This is a genomic window from Streptomyces sp. BA2, assembly GCF_009769735.1.
Classification (GTDB): domain Bacteria; phylum Actinomycetota; class Actinomycetes; order Streptomycetales; family Streptomycetaceae; genus Streptomyces.
On record NZ_WSRO01000002.1, the window covers coordinates 6,397,796 to 6,415,984 of the forward strand.

At 69.7% G+C, this 18,189-nt stretch carries 10 protein-coding genes; 2 read left to right on the forward strand and 8 right to left on the reverse strand.

Going from position 1 to position 18,189, the window contains the following annotated elements:
• Window positions 1–9: 9 nt before the first annotated feature.
• The 5 genes from glgB to E5671_RS31785 all read right to left on the reverse strand — a co-directional run bounded on the left by glgB (window position 10) and on the right by E5671_RS31785 (window position 9,375).
• Window positions 10–2,343 (reverse strand): 1,4-alpha-glucan branching enzyme, encoded by a 2,334-nt coding sequence (gene glgB / locus E5671_RS31765; RefSeq protein WP_160507310.1) that lies wholly within the window; start codon window positions 2,341–2,343, stop codon window positions 10–12.
• Window positions 2,344–2,369: 26 nt separating this feature from the next.
• Entirely contained in the window at window positions 2,370–3,791 is a 1,422-nt protein-coding gene (locus E5671_RS31770) for a maltokinase N-terminal cap-like domain-containing protein (RefSeq protein ID WP_160507311.1), read from the reverse strand.
• Between the two features lie 120 nt (window positions 3,792–3,911).
• The gene (gene treS / locus E5671_RS31775) at window positions 3,912–5,612 is read right to left on the reverse strand and encodes a maltose alpha-D-glucosyltransferase (RefSeq protein ID WP_160507312.1); all 1,701 of its coding nucleotides are present in this window, start codon (window positions 5,610–5,612) and stop codon (window positions 3,912–3,914) included.
• Complete coding sequence (locus E5671_RS31780) at window positions 5,609–7,756, reverse strand: alpha-1,4-glucan--maltose-1-phosphate maltosyltransferase (RefSeq protein ID WP_160507313.1); 2,148 nt, start codon at window positions 7,754–7,756, stop codon at window positions 5,609–5,611. Before E5671_RS31780 ends, treS begins: the two co-directional genes overlap by 4 nt.
• A 404-nt stretch (window positions 7,757–8,160) precedes the next feature.
• On the reverse strand, window positions 8,161–9,375 hold the full coding sequence (locus E5671_RS31785; protein ID WP_160507314.1) for a S8 family peptidase: 1,215 nt from the start codon (window positions 9,373–9,375) through the stop codon (window positions 8,161–8,163).
• Window positions 9,376–9,673: 298 nt separating this feature from the next.
• Between E5671_RS31785 and E5671_RS31790 the strand changes: the two genes are divergently transcribed.
• Both E5671_RS31790 and glgP read left to right on the forward strand, forming a co-directional pair.
• Window positions 9,674–10,120, forward strand: a complete 447-nt coding sequence (locus tag E5671_RS31790; RefSeq protein WP_160507315.1) for a nuclear transport factor 2 family protein — start codon at window positions 9,674–9,676, stop codon at window positions 10,118–10,120.
• 130 nt (window positions 10,121–10,250) lie between these two features.
• Window positions 10,251–12,881, forward strand: a complete 2,631-nt coding sequence (gene glgP, locus E5671_RS31795) for an alpha-glucan family phosphorylase (RefSeq protein ID WP_160507316.1) — start codon at window positions 10,251–10,253, stop codon at window positions 12,879–12,881.
• 216 nt (window positions 12,882–13,097) lie between these two features.
• Here the strand turns inward: glgP and E5671_RS31800 are convergent, their stop codons facing one another.
• From E5671_RS31800 to E5671_RS31810, 3 genes are all read right to left on the reverse strand, one after another.
• Window positions 13,098–14,732 (reverse strand): M4 family metallopeptidase, encoded by a 1,635-nt coding sequence (locus E5671_RS31800; protein WP_160507317.1) that lies wholly within the window; start codon window positions 14,730–14,732, stop codon window positions 13,098–13,100.
• Window positions 14,733–15,029: 297 nt separating this feature from the next.
• The gene (locus E5671_RS31805) at window positions 15,030–17,087 is read right to left on the reverse strand and encodes a M4 family metallopeptidase (RefSeq protein ID WP_443032722.1); all 2,058 of its coding nucleotides are present in this window, start codon (window positions 17,085–17,087) and stop codon (window positions 15,030–15,032) included.
• 387 nt (window positions 17,088–17,474) lie between these two features.
• Complete coding sequence (locus E5671_RS31810; protein WP_160507319.1) at window positions 17,475–18,161, reverse strand: DUF4232 domain-containing protein; 687 nt, start codon at window positions 18,159–18,161, stop codon at window positions 17,475–17,477.
• Window positions 18,162–18,189: the final 28 nt, after the last annotated feature.

Consider the following 18,189-nt stretch of genomic DNA (forward strand, 5'->3'; position numbering starts at 1 on the left):
TCGGCTGGTTCACACCGGTCGCAGCCACACCGTGGCCAGCGGCGGCAGGGTGAGGCGCAGCGACGCGGGGCGGCCGTGCGACGCCACCGGCTCGGTCTTGACCGGGTCCGGGTTGGTGACGTCGCCGCCGCCGTAGCGTGCCGTGTCCGTGTTCAGGACCTCGCGCCAGGCGGTGAACTCGCCGGGTACGCCCAGGCGGTACTCGTGCCGCACCACCGGCGAGAAGTGCGAGATGGCCAGGAGAGGCGCGCCGCCCGCGCCCTCGGTGTCCTCGGCGGCGTACCGCAGGAACGCGAAGACGTTGTCCTCCGCCGCGTCGCCATCGACCCAGGCGAAGCCGCCGGGGTCGGTGTCGCGCTGCCACAGGGCCGGTTCGCGGCGGTAGACGGTGTTGAGGTCGCGTACGAGATCGCGTACGCCCCTGTGGTCGGCCTCCGCCCCGTACGCCGGGTCGAGCAGCCACCAGTCGGGGCCGTGCCCCTCCGCCCACTCGGCGCCCTGGGCGAACTCCTGTCCCATGAAGAGGAGTTGCTTGCCGGGGTGGGCCCACATGAAGCCCAGGTAGGCGCGGTGGTTGGCGCGCTGTTGCCACCAGTCGCCTGGCATCTTCGACACCAGGGACCGCTTGCCGTGCACGACCTCGTCGTGCGAGATCGGCAGGACGTAGTTCTCGCTGTACGCGTACACCATCGAGAACGTCATCTCGTTGTGGTGGAACTTGCGGTGCACGGGCTCCTTCGACACGTAGTCGAGCGAGTCGTGCATCCACCCCATGTTCCACTTCAGGCCGAAGCCGAGCCCGCCGAAGCCGCCTGGGCCCTGGTGGTGCGTCGCGCGGGTCACGCCGTCCCAGGCCGTGGACTCCTCGGCGATCGTGACGACGCCGGGGGCGCGGCGGTAGACGGTCGCGTTCATCTCCTGGAGGAAGGCGACGGCGTCGAGGTTCTCGCGGCCCCCGTGCACGTTCGGGGACCATTCGCCGTCCTCGCGCGAGTAGTCCAGGTAGAGCATCGAGGCCACGGCGTCGACGCGCAGGCCGTCGATGTGGAACTCCTCGCACCAGTAAGTGGCGTTCGCTACGAGGAAGTTGCGGACCTCCTTGCGGCCGTAGTCGAACTCCAGGGTGCCCCAGTCGGGGTGCGCGGCCCGCTCCGGGTCCTCGTGCTCGTACAGCGTCTTTCCGTCGAACTCCGCGAGCGCCCAGTCGTCGCGCGGGAAGTGCGCGGGCACCCAGTCCATCAGGACGCCGATGCCCGCCCTGTGCAGCGCGTCGACCAGGTACTTGAAGTCGTCGGGCGTGCCGAGGCGGGCCGTCGGCGCGTAGAAGCCGGTGACCTGATAGCCCCACGAGCCGCCGAAGGGGTGCTCGGCCACTGGCATCAGCTCGACGTGCGTGAACCCCAGATCGGCCACATACGCGGGCAGCTGCTCGGCAAGCTGGCGGTACGTCAGGCCAGGGCGCCAGGAGGCCAGATGGACCTCGTAGGCGGAGAACGGTGCCTGGTGGACGGGGGTTTCCGCGCGGCGCGCCAGCCACTCCGCGTCATGCCACTCGTGGTGCGACTCGTGCACGACGGAGGAGTTGGCGGGCGGTGCCTCCGTGCGGCGGGCGAGCGGGTCGGCGCGCAGCGTCTTCGTGCCGTCGGGCCTGGTGATCTCGTACTTGTACAGCTCGCCCTCGCCGACGGACGGAACGAACAGCTCCCATACGCCGGTGCCGCCGAGCGAGCGCATCGGGAATCCCGTGCCGTCCCAGAAGTTGAAGCTGCCCACCACGCGCACGCCCAAGGCGTTGGGCGCCCACACCGTGAAGCGCGTCCCGGTCGCCCCCTCGTGCACCATCGGGCGCGATCCGAGCGCGTGCCACAACTGCTCGTGGCGGCCCTCGCCTATCAGATGCAGATCGAACTCGCCGAGCGCGGGCAGGAAGCGGTACGCGTCGTGGATCTCCAGTTCGGCGTCCTCGTACGTGATGTGGAGCCGGTAGTCATCGGGGACCTCGTTCAGCGGGAGCACCCCGGAGAAGAACCCGTCCCCGTCGTCACCCAGCTCCGCCCGCAGATCCTTGGCGACGACGGTGACGGAGCGGGCGTACGGCCGCAGCGCGCGGAAGGCGACGCCCTCGCGCACGACGTGGGCGCCGAGCACCCCGTGCGGGTCGTGGTGCGTGCCGCCGAGGAGGCGGGCACGGTCGGCCTGGGGGACGGGCGACGCGGGGCGGCGGCCGCCCTTTGGCTGCTTCTGCCGGGGCGGTTCGGGTGTCCGGCTGGGAGGCTCCGGCTTCCGCTTGCCCTTTTTCCTGGCCTCGTCGGACGGTTTGCGCGGCTGCGGGCGGGGGGTCACGGGGGAGCCTCCTCGGCGATGGCGGGTCAGTGGGCTTCGGTGGCGGGGCCGTTCGTGGCGAGGCGTTTGATCGCGGCGAGGGGGACGGGGAGCCAGTCGGGGCGGTGGCGGGCCTCGTAGAGGACCTCGTACACCGCCTTGTCCGTTTCGTAGGCGCGCAGCAGCACCGGGTCCATCCGCGGATCACGGCCGGTGACCTCCGCGTACCCGGCGCAGTACGCCGCCCGGCAGTCGCCCGCCCACTCCGGCGCCCAGGGTTCGTGCGAGCGCGCCGCGTAGTCGAAGGACCGGAGCATGCCCGCCACGTCGCGCACCGGCGGCTGCGGCATCCTGCGCTCGGCCAGCGGGCGCGAGGGCTCACCCTCGAAGTCGATGAGCGACCACTCACCGGCGGGCGAGCGCAGGCACTGCCCCAGGTGCAGGTCGCCGTGGATGCGCTGGGCCGTCCAGTTCGCCTCGCCCCGCCCCAGGTCGGCGAGCGCCTCGAAGGTCGTGTGCAGGGCGGGGGCGTACGGCAGCAGGGCGGGCACCGCCTTGGCCGCCGCGTCCAGGCGATCGGCCATGCCCTCGGCGACCAGCTCCACCTGGGCGCGGCCCAGCGTGACGGCGGGCAGCGCGCGGGCGAGCGCCAGATGCACCTCTGCGGTCGCCCGGCCGAGGGCCCGCGCCTCCTCGCTGAAGTCCCGTTCCGCGGCGAGCTCCCGCAGGGCCAGCTCCCAGCCGTCCACCGTGCCCTTCAGGAAGGGCTGGAGCACGCCGAGGACGTTCACCGCGTCCTTGGTGCCCCCGGCGTCCGCCAGGAACCAGGCCGCGGGCGCCGGGACCTGCGGGCAGCCCTCGCGGGCCAGCAGCAGGGGCAGCTCCAGGTCGGGATTGACTCCGGGAACGATGCGGCGGAACAGCTTCAGAATGAACGTATCGCCGTACACGAGCGAGGAGTTGGACTGCTGGGCGCCCAGGACGCGCGGCGCGAGATCAGCGCCTATGTCCTTGCGGGGGTCGCGCTCGAAGCGGAGCTTGCCGACGCGTGCCTGCGTGCGCAGCGCCTCAAGGAGGAATCCGGACATACGGGAGTCGTGCATCGCTTCGTAGACCGTGAACCCGGCGAGGGGCCCCCGCGTCACATGTCCGATCAGCGCGGGCGCGAGGCGCGGCGGCAGCTCGCGCCGTACGCCGATGAGGAGTTGATAGCAGTCGGCGGGCAGTGGGTGCGCGCCGACCGCCTGGCCGGGCACCTGGGGCTGCCGGACCCGTACGAGCAGGTGCAGGAGCCCCAACTCGGCGGTGGGCGGAAGGAGTTCGGTCGCCGTGGCCAGGGTGAAGTCCGTGATGGGGCGGCCCTTGCCCGCGAACCAGCGCTGCCGTGGCAGCCACGCGCGCAGCAGCGGATCGAGCGAGGCGAGCAGCGCGTCCGCGGTGATGCCTGGGCGGGTGACGGCTTCCGACATGGCGTCGCGTCCTTTCCGCGGTGCGGACAAGGGAGGAGTGCGGGAGTGCCGGTTGTGCGGGGAGAGTGCCCAGGGCGGGGCGGTGGAAACCGCCCCGCACGGGAGTCGCAGGGGTGGAGCCTACGCCGGGTCCCTGCGCAGCCGGAACCAGTAGAAGCCATGTCCGGCCAGAGTCAGCAGGTAGGGCAGCTCGCCGATGGCCGGGAAGCGCACCCCGCCGATCAGCTCCACCGGGTGCCTGCCGTTGAAGGTCTGGAGATCCAACTCCGTGGGCTGCGCGAACCGCGAGAAGTTGTGCACGCACAGCACGAGGTCGTCCTTGTACTCGCGCAGGAACGCGATCACCGCCGGGTTCGACGACGGGAGCTCCGTGTAGGAGCCGAGTCCGAAGGCGGGGTTCTGTTTGCGGATCTCGATCATCCGGCGGGTCCAGTGGAGCAGGGAGGAGGGGGATGACATGGAGGCTTCGACGTTGGTGACCTGGTAGCCGTAGACCGGGTCCATGATCGTGGGGAGGTAGAGGCGTCCGGGGTCGCAGGAGGAGAAGCCGGCGTTGCGGTCGGGTGTCCACTGCATGGGGGTGCGCACCGCGTCGCGGTCGCCGAGCCAGATGTTGTCGCCCATGCCGATCTCGTCGCCGTAGTAGAGGATCGGTGAGCCGGGCAGGGACAGCAGCAGGGCGGTGAAGAGTTCGATCTGGTTGCGGTCGTTGTCCAGGAGGGTGGCCAGGCGGCGGCGGATGCCGATGTTGGCGCGCATGCGGGGGTCTTTGGCGTATTCCGCGTACATGTAGTCGCGTTCTTCGTCGGTGACCATTTCGAGGGTGAGCTCGTCGTGGTTGCGCAGGAAGATGCCCCATTGGCAGCCGGAGGGGATGGCGGGGGTCTTGGCGAGGATTTCGGAGACGGGGTAGCGCGATTCGCGGCGGACGGCCATGAAGATGCGGGGCATGACGGGGAAGTGGAAGGCCATGTGGCATTCGTCGCCGCCGTCTTTGAAGTCGCCGAAGTAGTCGACGACGTCTTCGGGCCATTGGTTGGCTTCGGCGAGCAGGACGGTGTCGGGGTAGTGGGCGTCGATCTCGGCGCGGACGCGTTTGAGCAGGTGGTGGGAGCGGGGGAGGTTTTCGCAGTTGGTGCCCTCTTCGGCGAAGAGGTAGGGCACGGCGTCCAGGCGGAATCCGTCGATGCCCAGGTCGAGCCAGAAGCGCAGGGCGGAGATGATTTCTTCCTGGACGGCGGGGTTCTCGTAGTTGAGGTCGGGCTGGTGGGAGAAGAAGCGGTGCCAGAAGTACTGCTTGCGCACCGGGTCGAAGGTCCAGTTGGAGGCTTCGGTGTCGACGAAGATGATGCGCGCGTCCTGGTACTGCTTGTCGTCATCCGCCCAGACGTAGTAGTCGCCGTAGGGGCCCTCGGGGTCGTTGCGCGATGCCTGGAACCACGGGTGCTGATCGCTGGTGTGGTTCATGACGAAGTCGATGATCACGCGCATGCCCCGCTGATGCGCGGAGTCCACGAACTCCACGAAGTCGGCGAGATCACCGAAGTCGGGAAGAACAGCGGTGTAGTCCGAGACGTCGTAACCGCCGTCCCGCAGCGGGGACTTGAAGAACGGGGGCAGCCACAGGCAGTCCACGCCCAGCCACTGCAGATAGTCCAGCTTGGACGTGATGCCCTTGAGGTCGCCGATGCCGTCGCCGTTGCTGTCCTGGAAGGAGCGGACCAGGACCTCGTAGAAGACGGCGCGCTTGAACCACTCGGGGTCCCGGTCCTTGGCGGGCGTGTCCTCGAATGTGTCCTGGACGGGCTCATTGATGATCATGGTGTGGGTGACCCTCCGATCAACGGTGAGGACGGTCGCAGGACCCTGAAGATGTGCGCGGGCGCGCGGCCCGGCTCAAGGCGCACATAGTTGGTCCTGCCCCAGTGATAGGTGTCGCCGGTGAGCTCGTCGCGCACCGGTACGGTCTCGTGCCAGGGGAGGCCGAGTTTCGGCATGTCCAACGAGACCGTGGCCTCCTGGGTGTGGTGGGCGTCGAGGTTCACGACCACCAGAACCGTGTTCGATCCGTCCTTGTCACTGGCCGTCTTCGAGTACGCGATCACCGCTTCCTGGTCCGTGGGGTGGAAGTGCAGGTCACGCAGTTGCCGCAGGGCGGGGTTGGTGCGCCGTACGCGGTTCAGCGTGGTGATGAGGGGCGCGATGGTGGAACCGGTGCGCTCTGCCGACTCCCAGTCGCGCGGCCGCAGTTGGTACTTCTCCGAGTTCAGATACTCCTCGCTGTCGGCCCGCGCCGGGGCGTTCTCGCAGAGTTCGTATCCGCTGTAGACGCCCCACGTCGGCGCGAGGGTTGCGGCGAGCACCGCGCGGGCCTCGAAGGCGGGGCGGCCGCCGTTCTGGAGGTAGGCGTGCAGGATGTCCGGGGTGTTGACGAAGAAGTTCGGCCGGAGGTAATGGGCAGTCTCGCCTGACAACTCGCCCAAGTAGTCCGTCAGTTCATCCTTGGCATTGCGCCAGGTGAAGTACGTGTAGGACTGCTGGAAGCCGATGGCGGCCAGGGTGCGCATCATGGCCGGGCGCGTGAAGGCCTCCGCCAGGAAGATGACGTCGGGGTCGGTGCGGTTGATGTCGGCAAGCACCTGCTCCCAGAAGGCGACCGGCTTGGTGTGGGGATTGTCGACGCGGAAGATACGCACGCCGTGGTCCATCCAGAACCGCAGCAGGCGTAGGGTCTCGGCGATCAGACCGGGCATGTCGCGGTCGAAGGCCAGCGGGTAGATGTCCTGATACTTCTTCGGGGGGTTCTCCGCGTAGGCGATGCTGCCGTCGGCACGGTGCTGGAACCACTCGGGGTGCTTGTCCACCCAGGGGTGGTCGGGGGAGCACTGCAGGGCGAAGTCCAGGGCGACTTCGAGGTGCAGGTCGCCGGCGCGGCGTACGAAGGCGTCGAAGTCCTCCAGGGTGCCCAGGTCGGGGTGGATCGCGTCGTGGCCGCCCTCGGGGGAGCCGATCGCCCAGGGCACGCCGACGTCGTGCGGGCCGGGGGAGAGGGAGTTGTTGGGGCCTTTGCGGAAGGTGGTTCCGATGGGGTGGATGGGCGGCAGGTAGACGACGTCGAAGCCCATCGCGGCGATCGCAGGCAGCCGCTCGGCGGCCGTGCGGAAAGTGCCCGACTTCGGGGGCTGCCCCTTGCGGACGACGGCGCCCTCCGAGCGCGGGAAGAACTCGTACCAGGACCCGAACAGCGCCCGCTCCCGCTCCACGAGCAGCGGCAACCGCTCCGACTCCGTGACGAGTTCGCGCAGCGGATGCTCGGCGAGGACCGCGTCCACCTCCGGGGTGAGAGCGGCCGCCAGACGGGCCGCGACGGGACGCTCCGCGTCGCGCAGGGCCTCGGCGGCGGTGCGGAGGGTGGCGCGGCGGCCCTTGCTCACCGGGGCCCCGGCCGCGGCCCGTTCGTGCAGGCGGGCGCCTTCCTCCAGGACGAGTTCGGTGTCGATGCCCGCCGGTACCTTGATGTGCGCGTGGTGCCGCCACTGGGTGACGGGATCTCCCCACGCCTCGACGGAGTACGTCCAGTTCCCCTCCGCGTCCGGAGTGACGTCCGCGCCCCACCGGTCGGTGCCGGGGGCCAGCTCGCGCATGGGAGTCCATGGCCCGGGGCGCCCTTCCGGATCGCGCAGCACGACGTTGGCGGCGACCGCCTCGTGGCCTTCGCGGAATACGGTGGCGGTGACCTGGAAGGTCTCGCCCACCACGGCCTTGGCGGGCCGCCGCCCGCCGTGGACCAGGGGTGCGATGTCGAGGACGGGTATGCGGCCGGTGAGGGTGCCCGGCCGGGCGGATCGCGGGGGTGGGTCCTGCGGGGTGGGTTCCTGCTCCGGGTCCTGCTGTGGTGCCGAGGGCTCGGGCACCCTTGTGGGGGCCTTTCCCGAGGGCTTCGCCGACGGGCGAGTTGAGGGCATGACCGCTCCTGTCCGCGTTACATAAGTGGGGCGGATACGGGGGTGTGGAGGGGTTCAGCGACTGCGTGCCGCGCTTGCGGGGCCGTACTGAGTCGTGACTGACCGTACTGAGCCGTGTGCGTACCGGGGGAGCCTTCCCACCAACTTCGGGTGGGCAATCCGGCGCTTTGTTAACTACTGGTGCGTAAGGCCTCATACAAGACCGGGGGCGGGCCCCGTCTTTCCGGCTGGGGGTCCGGGGAGCGTCCCCCGGGGCGTGCAGCACTACTGGTGCGTAAGGCCTCATACATGACCGGCGTCCTATCGAGGGTGCTTCGGGTTGACGCCTGAGGCAAGGCCGCGCCCGCGCACGCAGAACCGGCCCCGCCGTGTGCGGCGGGGCCGGTTCTGTGAGGCGTCGTGCTCTACGGGTTGTTGACCTGCAGCAACTTGTTCGGGGAGCCGAGGCCGGCGCCCGTCACCTTGCCCGGCACCGCCCGGTCGGACAGCGCCTTGCTCACCTCGGCCGGGGCGGCCGACGGGTGATCGGCGAGGTAGAGCGCCGCCGCGCCCGCCACGTGCGGCGAGGCCATCGACGTACCCGAGATGGTGTCCGTGGCGGCGTCGTTCGTGTTCCACGCGGAGGTGATGCCGACGCCCGGCGCGAACAGGTCGAGGCTGCTGCCCCAGTTGGAGAAGCTCGCCCTGGCGTCCTTGGCGTCGGTCGCGCCGACCGTGACCGCTTCCTTCACGCGGGCCGGCGAGAACAGGAACGCGGGAAGCCCGTCGTTCCCCGCCGCGACGGTGTAAGTGACCCCGGACGCGATGGAGTTGCGTACGGCCGCGTCCAGCTGGGCGTTGGCCGAGCCACCCAGGCTGAGGTTGGCGACGGCGGGCTTCTTCGCGTTCTTCGTCACCCAGTCGATGCCGGCGATGACCTGCGCCGTCGACCCCGACCCCGCGTCGTCGAGCACGCGGACGCCCACGACGTTCGCCTTCTTGGCGACGCCGTGGCTCTCGCCCGCGACGGTCGCGGAGACATGCGTGCCGTGCCCGTTGCCGTCCTGCGCCGTGGCGTCGTTGTCGATGAAGTCCCAGCCGCTGCTCGCACGGCCGCCGAAGTCCTGGTGCGACGTGCGGATGCCGGTGTCGATGACGTACGTCGTCACGCCCTGCCCCGAAGACTCGGGCGAGGTGTAGGACTTGTCGAGCGGCAGATTCTTCTGGTCGATCCGGTCGAGTCCCCAGGAGGGCGGATTCTTCTGGGTGTGGTCCAGGGACACGGTGCTGTCCTGGACGACGGATGCGACCTTCGAGTCACCCGCGAGCTTCTTGGCCTGATCCGAACTGACCCGCACCGCATAACCGTTGAGCGCGGTGCTGTAGGTGTGACGTATTTCCGCCCCGTACTTCGCGGCGAGCCCCTTGCCCGCATCCGACGGGGCCTCGGTGCCGCCCTTGAGCGTGACGATGTAACTTCCGCTGATGGAACCGGGCTCCCCGGCGCCGAGTATCTCCCCCAGCGGGGCATCGGCGGGAGCGGCGTTTGCGGGCAGCGTGATGGCCGAAAGCACCGCCGCCGTGGTGGCGGCGGTGACGGCTCCCGCCCACCGCAAACGCTTCTTTCGCGTCAGAGTCATACGCTGGTTTCCCTCCCCAACTTGACGTGCCACTCGCGGAGTTGGAGCGGTCTGTGCCGGATTCCCCGTATCCTCCACGAGCGCCACTTGGCAGCCTCTCGTGTGGCGTGAGGCCCTACAAGACCACACGGCGTGGGGGAATCGGCCATACCGCCCGTGGGGGTGCTGTGAGGGTTGCGCCGATTTCCGGACGGATTCAGGATGCCTGCGATAGGTGCGGGGCCACGGGGTGACCGTCGGTACGTCGACGTCCGTTTTCCGCCAGCGGAGCAGTGCCCGGGGCCGTCACGCTGACGGCATGACCAGCACACACGAAGCACCCGCGCCGGACTCCCTCTCCGTCCTCACCGGCATGTACGAGGCGGAGTCCCGCTACCTGGCGGCAGGCGGACCCGGCAGGGCGTCGTTCGACCTGCTCGCCCCCTATTTCGCCCCCGATGTCGTACTGCACCAGGCGCGGGCACTCCCCTACGGCGGCACATGGCGCGGCCATGACGGCATGACCCGCTTCTTCCTCGCCATGGCCGAGGCGTGGGAGTCCTTCGAGATCGGCGAGCAGGAGTTCCTGGCCACGGGCGAGACGGTGGTCGTCCACAGCCAGGTCCGCGCGACGGCACGTGCCACGGGGCGTGAACTCGCCTTCCCCGTACTGCAGACGATCACCGTGCGGGACGGGCGGATCACGCAGGTGCGGCCGTTCTACTGGGACACGGCGACGATCGTGGCGGCGATGACCCGGCCCTGAGGGCCGTGCTCCCTGTGCGCCGTGGTGACAGGAGCGGCGCACCGCTAACGTCGGTGCGGTACGGCGATACGCGAGGTACGAAAGCCCCGGCATACGCCCCGTCAGACGCTCCGGCAGAGGTGCACACGTGATGAAGGCCATCCGTCGATTCACCGTACGTCCCGCCCTTCCCGAACCCCTCACCCCGCTAGCGGAGCTGGCGCGCAACCTGCGCTGGTCCTGGCACACCGGAACCCGTGAACTGTTCAAGGCCGTCGACCCCGAGCAGTGGGCCGCATCGGGCGGCGACCCCGTGCGTCTCCTCGGCGGTGTGCCGCCCGCGCGGCTCGCGCAGCTGGCCGGGGACGCGCCCTTCCTGCGGCGGCTCGCCGAGGCCTCGGAGGGGCTTCGGGAGTACGTCACCGGGGCGCGCTGGTATCAGGAGCAGGCCGCCGAGCGTGGCGGCGAACTGCCGCGCGCCGTCGCCTACTTCTCGCCCGAGTTCGGCATCACCGCCGCCCTTCCGCAGTACTCGGGCGGGCTCGGCATCCTCGCGGGCGACCACCTGAAGGCGGCGAGCGACCTCGGGCTTCCGCTCATCGGGGTCGGGCTGCTCTACCGGCACGGCTACTTCCACCAGTCCCTGTCCCGCGACGGCTGGCAGCAGGAGACCTACCCGGTGCTCGACCCGAACGAGCTGCCCCTCTCCCTCCTGCGCGAGGCGGACGGCACCCCGAGCCTGGTGTCGATCGCGCTGCCCGGCGGGCGATCGCTGCGGGCCCACGTCTGGCAGGCCGGCGTCGGACGCGTACCGCTGCTGATGCTCGACTCGGACGTCGAGGAGAACGACCCCGGCGCCCGCGAGGTGACCGACCGGCTCTACGGCGGCGGCAGCGAGCACCGGCTGCTCCAGGAGATGCTGCTCGGCATCGGCGGGGTGCGCGCCATCAGGACGTACTGCCGGCTGAGCGGGCACCCGGAGCCCGAGGTCTTCCACACGAACGAAGGTCACGCGGGCTTCCTCGGTCTGGAGCGGATCCATGAACTCGCGCGTGAGGGCGTGGAGTTCGACACCTCGCTCGAAGCGGTGCGGGCCGGGACCGTCTTCACCACCCACACCCCCGTACCCGCCGGAATCGACCGCTTCGACCGTGAGCTGGTCGCCCGGCACTTCGGCCCGGACGCCGAGCTGCCCCGCATCGATGTCGAGCGGATACTGCGGCTCGGTATGGAGACGTATCCCGGCGGCGAGCCCAACCTCTTCAACATGGCGGTGATGGGCCTGCGGCTCGGGCGCCGCGCCAACGGCGTCTCCACCCTGCACGGCAAGGTGAGCCGTGAGATGTTCGCGGGCCTGTGGCCGGGATTCGACGCCGAAGAGGTGCCGATCGCCTCCGTCACGAACGGCGTGCACGCCCCGACGTGGGTCGCCCCCGAGGTCTTCCGCCTCGGCGCACGTCAGATCGGCGCGCAGAAGACCGAGGACGCGCTGTCGGTGGGCGGCTCCGACCGGTGGGACGCCGTGGCCGAGATCCAGGACGCGGACATCTGGGAGCTGCGGCGTGAGCTGCGGGGCCAGCTGGTGACGGAAGTCCGGCAGCGGCTTTACGCGTCGTGGCGCCAACGGGGCGCGGCGAGCGCGGAGTTGGGCTGGACGGACGACGTACTGGACCCGGACGTCCTGACGATCGGCTTCGCGCGCCGCGTCCCCTCGTACAAGCGCCTGACGCTGATGCTGCGGGACCGTGACCGGCTGATGGAGCTGCTCACGCATCCGGAGAGGCCGATCCAGATCGTGGTGGCGGGCAAGGCGCATCCGGCGGACGACGGGGGCAAGCGGCTCATCCAGGAGCTGGTGCGCTTCACGGACGATCCGCGGGTGCGGCACCGGATCGTGTTCCTGCCGGACTACGGCATGGCGATGGCCCAGAAGCTGTACCCCGGCTGCGACGTCTGGCTGAACAACCCTCTTCGTCCGCTGGAGGCGTGCGGGACGAGCGGGATGAAGGCCGCGCTGAACGGCTGCCTCAACCTGTCGGTCCTTGACGGCTGGTGGGACGAGTGGTTCGAGCCGGACTTCGGGTGGGCGATTCCCACGGCGGACGGGGCGGCGACGGACGACGACCGGCGGGACGATCTGGAGGCGGCGGCGCTGTACGACCTCCTCGAACGCAGGATCACGCCCCGCTTCTACGAGCAGGGTCCGGCCGGCCTGCCCGACCGATGGATCGAGATGGTGCGCCGGACACTGACCCGGCTGGGGCCGAAGGTGCTCGCGGGGCGGATGGTGCGTGACTACGTGGAGCAGCTGTACGTCCCCGCCGCGCGGGCGCATCGCACCCTTGGCCCGGATGCCGCGGGGGAGCTGGCCTCCTGGAAGGCGCGGGTGCGCGCCGCCTGGCCGCGGGTCGCCGTCGACCACGTGGAGGCGTCGGCGACGGGCACCACGGCCGAACTGGGCGCCACGCTGTCGTTGCGGGTCCGCGTGCACCTGGGCGAGCTGACCCCGGACGACGTGGAGGTCCAGGCGATCGCGGGCCGCGTAGACCCCGAGGACGTCATCGCCGACGCGAGCCCGGTGCCGCTGAAGCCGGTGGGCGGGCCCGACGCGGAGGGCCGGCGCTTGTACGAGGGGCCGCTGGCCCTGGACCGCACGGGGCCGTTCGGCTACACGGTGCGGATCCTTCCATTCCACCGACTGCTGGCCAACGGGGCGGAGTTGGGCTTGGTGGCGGTGCCGTCGGACGGGACGGGGGAGGCGGCGGGGATGTTGTTGCGGTAGGGGTGGTCCCTGCGGGGCTTTCCCCAACCCCACCCCTTCCCGAAACCAAGGGGCTCCGCCCCCTGGACCCCCGACAAGATGTCCTCAAACGCCGGACAGGCTGGAATTCCAGCCCGTCCGGCGTTTGAGGACAAGGCCCCCGCGCCGAGCGGGTTTTCGGGAAGGGGCGGGGTTGGGGAAAGGAAGCCCCGAGTGCCACCTGGCCGTGAAGGGGACTTACTTGACGTTCACGCCGGCCCAGGCCGCGTCCACGCCCTTGTACTCGGCCGAGTCCGCGCCGTACAGGTCCTTCGCAGCGCTCAGCGTGCCCTCGCGGGCCGCCTTGTAGTCCGTCGTCGTCGTGAAGTACGACGTCAGGGCCTTGAACCAGATCTTCTCGGCCTTGTCGCGGCCGATGCCCTCGACCTTGGAGCCGTCGGCCGTCGGGGAGTCGTACTTGACGCCGTTGATCTCCTTCGCGCCGCTGCCCTCCGAGAGGAGGTAGAAGAAGTGGTTGGCGATGCCCGAGGAGTAGTGGACGTCTACGTTGCCCGCGTCCTCGCTCCAGTTGTCCAGGGAGTTGCCGTCCTTGGAGGGCTTGTCCATGTAGCGGAGCGGCGAACCGTCGCCGTTGATGTCGATCTTCTCGCCGACCATGTAGTCGGGGACGTCCTCGGCGTTCTTGGCGTTGAACTCGACCGCCGCCGCGAAGATGTCGGAGGTGGCCTCGTTCAGGCCGCCGGACTCACCGCTGTACTCCATGTTGGCGGTCGCCGCGGTGACGCCGTGCGTCATCTCGTGCGCCGCGACGTCCATCGACGTGAGCGGCTTCTTGTCGCCCTCGCCGTCGCCGTACGTCATGCAGAAGCAGCTGTCGTCCCAGAAGGCGTTGACGTACGCGTTGCCGTAGTGGACCCGCGAGGTGGCGCCCTTGCCGTCGCCCTTGATGCCCTCACGGCCGTGCACGGCCTTGTAGTAGTCCCAGGTCAACTGCGCGCCGTAGGCGGCGTCGACGGCGGCGGTCTGGGCGTCCTCCGGCTTTCCGGTGCCCCACGTGTCGTCGTCGTCCGTGACGAGCTTGCCCTCGCCGCTCTGGCCGTGGGCCAGGTCGTACGTCGAGTGGCCGCCGCGCGAGTCGTCGGTCAGATCGAAGCCGTTCGCGCCCTTCTTGGAGCCGACCTCGACGTCGCCGCTGTACTGGCTGTGGCCCGCGCCGTTCTCGATGGCCTGGTACTGGAAGAGCTTCTTGCCCGTGGCCGCGTCGGTGATGACGTGCAGCTTGCTGGGCGTGCCGTCCTTCTGGACGCCGGTGACGACGGTCTCGTGGGCGAGGACCGGCTTGCCGGACGCGGCCCAGACGACCTTGCGCGGAGCCTGCGCGTCCGCCTTCTTGGTGTCGCCGGACTTCGCAGCCGTCGACTCGGCCTTCGCCGCGGCCGACTTCGTCGCGACCTTCGCGGAAGTCGACGCGACCTTGATCGTGGCCTTGGCCGCCTTCGTCACGCTCTTGACCGCGCCGCTCTTCGCGGCGTGCACGACCAGGTCGCCGCCGAGGACGGGCAGGCCGTCGTACGTGCGCTCGTAGCGGGTGTGCGTGGTGCCGTCACGGTCCTTGACGACGTCGCGTACGACGAGCTTCTCCTTGACGCCGAGCCCGATCTTCTCGGCGGTTGCGGCCTTGTCCGCGTTCGCGTCCTGCAGCAGGCCGGCGCGGGCCGTGGAGGAGAGTGCGATCGGTGCCCCGGAGGGTGCGGCGGCCTGGTCGGGCTGCGCGGAGGCTCCGGTGGTCAGACCGGCGGCGAGCAGGGCTCCGGCGGCAACAGCGGTGGCTATGGCCAGCGTTGAGCGCTTCCGGGATATGTGGGGGGTCACGCATGCTCCTTCTGTGGGGGGCCCGGACGGCATGGGGGACTGTCCGGGCTGAAAGATGCGGTGCGGGTGTACAGATGTTCTGTTGTGTCGTGCGAGGGAAGAGTGCCAGTTGAGCCAGGTTCATGTCAGGTACCTGACCGCAGGTTGGCCAGAAATCGTCCGTTGAGCGATGGTCCATGTACGCAATGCGAACGGGGAGTTACGCGGCGGCCCGTACACATGGGTGCGCCGCTCCGGGGAGTCGGTCCACCCGGAGCGGCGCAGTCTGCACGTGCTCCCGTCAAGCCCGGCCAGGGCCTACGGGAACGTCAGCTTCCAGCTGTTGATGCGGCCGACGTCCTGCGCGGCCACGTCCTGGACCTTCAGCTTCCAGGTGCCGTTGGCCACCTCGGACGAGGCGTTGACCGTGTAGGTCGCCTGGATGTTGTCCGCCGAGTCCGACGAACTGGAGTTCTTCAGGCGGTACGTCGAGCCGTCCGGGGCCACCAGGTCGACGACCAGGTCGCCGCGCCAGGTGTGGATGATGTCGACGCCGACCTTCAGGGCGGCGGGCGCGTTGCCCGTGCGGCCGGTGACGTTGACCGACGAGGTGACGGCCGCTCCGTTGTCCGGGATGGCGACGTCGGTGGTGTTCTCGAAGTCCGTGCCGCCGCCGTCGCCGGGCCGCGTGCCGACGTTGACGCCGGCCCAGGCGTGGGCCACCGCCTTGTACTCGGCGCTGGTGGTGCCGTACAGCTCACCGGCCACCGCGAGGGTCCCGGTGCGCGCCGCCGCGTAGTTGGTGGTCGTGGTGAACTTCGTCGTCAGCGCCTTGAACCAGATGAGCGACGCCTTGTCACGACCAATTCCGGTCACGGGCAGACCGTCCGAGGTGGGCGAGTCGTACGAGACGCCGTTGATCACCTTGGCGCCGCTGCCCTCGCTCAGCAGGTAGTAGAAGTGGTTCGCGACACCCGAGGAGTAGTGGACGTCGATGTTGCCGATGCCCGAGTACCACGAGTCCTTGGACGAGCCGTCCTTGCTCGGCTTGTCCATGTAGCGCAGCGGGGTGCCGTTGCCGCGGATGTCGATCTTCTCGCCGACGTTGTAGTCGCCCACGTCCTGCGGGTTGTTGGCGTGGAACTCCACGGCCGCGGCGAAGATGTCGGACGTCGCCTCGTTCAGGCCGCCGGACTCGCCGCTGTACGTCATGTTGCCGGTGGCCGCCGTCACGCCGTGCGTCATCTCGTGGGCCGCCACGTCGATGGACGTCAGCGGCTTGGCGTTGTTCGCGCCGTCGCCGTACGTCATGCAGAAGCAGGCGTCGGACCAGAACGCGTTGACGTAGTTGTTGCCGTAGTGGACCCGCGAGGACGCGCCGACGCCGTCACCCCGGATACCGGAACGGCCGTGCACGTTCTTGTAGTAGTCCCAGGTCAGCGCGGCCCCGTAGTGGGCGTCCGCGCCTGCCGTCTCCAGGTTGGAGGGCAGCCCGTTGCCCCACACGTCGTCCGCGCCCGAGAAGAGGGTGCCGGTGCCTGACGTGGCGCGGTTGAGGTTGTACGTCTTGTGGTTGCCGCGAGCGGTGTCGGTCAGGGTGTAGTTGGATCCCGACTGAGCCGTTCCCAGGGTGACTTGACCGCTGTACTGGGTGTTGCCCGTGCCGTTCTCGATGCCCTGCCACTGGAAGAGCTTCTTGCCGGTCGCCGCGTCCGTGATGACGTGCAGCTCGTTCGGGGTGCCGTCGTGCTGAAGACCGCCGACCACCGTCTCGTACGCGAGGGTCGGCTCGCCCTTGGCCATCCAGACGACCTTGCGCGGCTCCCGGTCCGCGTCGGTCTTCTTCGACCCCTCGGCCTTCGCCGCGCCGAGCGCCTGCTTCTCGGCGGTCGCCGCCTTCACCTCGGCGCTGGTGTCGACGCCCTTGAGCTCCGCCTTCGCGGCCTTGGTGACGCCCTCGGTCTTCCCCGACTTCGCCTCGTCGACCACCAGGTCGCCGCCGAGGACGGGCAGGCCGTCGTACGTGCGCTCGTAGCGGGTGTGCGTCGTGCCGTCGCCGTCCTTGGTGACGTCACGGACGACGAGCTTCTCCTTGGCGCCGAGCCCCAGGTCCTTGGCCGTGTCCGCCTTGGTGGCGTTGGCGTCCTTGAGGAGCGCCGCACGCTGGGCGGGGGTGAGCTTCACGGGCAGGGAACCGGGGTCGGCCTTGCCTATTTTCGCGGCGGCCGGGGTCTTGGCCTGTGGTATCGCGGGGTCGTCGGCGGATGCCGGGCCCGTCTGGAAGGCCACCGCGATGAGGGCGGCGACGGCGGTCAGGGCGCCCGCGGCGGTGGCGCGTCTGTGGGAGGCAGGTCTGTGAGAGGTGCTTCTCAACACGGACTCCTTCTGCGTGGCCGCGGGATACGCGGCCAGGGGGAACGGTCGGCGCGGTCGTGCCGTCCGGGCAGAACAAGGCAGAACGTGGAGCAGGCAGAACGTGGAGCTGGCAGAACGTCGAGCTGGGAATCGAGGGGAAGAGTGGCACCGGTGCGCTCTGTTTGTCAGGAGTGCGTCAAGAGTTGGCCGGAAATGGTCCGCTGCCCGGTGGGCCACGTTCGATATACGGAGGGGTCGCCCGGGGTGAAGGCCTCGCCATTGTTCGACGGGGCCCGGCACGGGGTGGCCGGAGCGGCGTGGCTGATTCCGCACCCCGGCCGGGTACGCGAAAGCCGGCCTGGAGCGCTGCGTCGCTCCAGGCCGGCACTTGGGGGAGGGGGCCGCTGATCAGAAGTCGTAGGGCTTCGTGCTGTTCCAGTTGGTGACCTCGGCGCCGGACCAGGTGAACTCCGACGGGGCGCCCTTGTCGTCGAACGCGCCCGTCCCGGCGCCGGGACCGGTGTCACCGGTCTGGTCGCGCAGGGCGATGGAGAGGTCCGTCGACGTGTGGGTCTTGTCGTTGTCGGCGAAGAGCGACACGGCGGAGTAGACCTTGCCGCCGGGCTTGACCGTGATCCGGGTGGTGCCGCCGGGGGCGTCCTTGGACGAGTGGGCCAGGACGTCCGAGGCGTTGCCGAGCATCACCGACGGGAAGGAAGTGACCCAGCAGGACTTGGAGTCGGCGTTCGTCGCGGTGATCAGGAGGTGCTCGCCCTGCTCCGCGGGGAAGCGGTGCAGCACGGAGTACGAGATCTCGTCGCCCTTGCACGCCTGGACCTTGGCGGCGCGGGCGGGGACGGCCTTGCCCGCACCGGAGCCGGACGTCTCCACCGTCTCTGTGGTCTCTGTGGTCTCCGTCGTCGTCACCTCAGGGCTCTGCGAGTCGTCGGTAGTGGCGACGCTCCGGCTCCCACCGGCCTTGGAGCCGTTGCCTGAGTTGCCGGAGCCGTCGGAGCCGCCACAGGCAGTCAGGGAGAGGGCGAGCGCGGCGGTGGTGGCGGCGAGGACGGTGGCGCGGATCCGGGTCGTACGCATGCTGAGGTTCCCCCGTGCGGTGGTGGAT

Excerpts from the sequence above, each read along its gene's own strand:
- E5671_RS31770 (WP_160507311.1), bottom strand. The coding sequence starts at position 3,791 with ATGTCGGAAGCCGTCACCCGCCCAGGCATCACCGCGGACGCGCTGCTC.
- treS (WP_160507312.1), bottom strand. The coding sequence starts at position 5,612 with ATGATCATCAATGAGCCCGTCCAGGACACATTCGAGGACACGCCCGCC.
- E5671_RS31780 (WP_160507313.1), bottom strand. The coding sequence starts at position 7,756 with ATGCCCTCAACTCGCCCGTCGGCGAAGCCCTCGGGAAAGGCCCCCACA.
- E5671_RS31785 (WP_160507314.1), bottom strand. The coding sequence starts at position 9,375 with ATGACTCTGACGCGAAAGAAGCGTTTGCGGTGGGCGGGAGCCGTCACC.
- E5671_RS31790 (WP_160507315.1), top strand. The coding sequence starts at position 9,674 with ATGACCAGCACACACGAAGCACCCGCGCCGGACTCCCTCTCCGTCCTC.
- glgP (WP_160507316.1), top strand. The coding sequence starts at position 10,251 with ATGAAGGCCATCCGTCGATTCACCGTACGTCCCGCCCTTCCCGAACCC.
- E5671_RS31810 (WP_160507319.1), bottom strand. The coding sequence starts at position 18,161 with ATGCGTACGACCCGGATCCGCGCCACCGTCCTCGCCGCCACCACCGCC.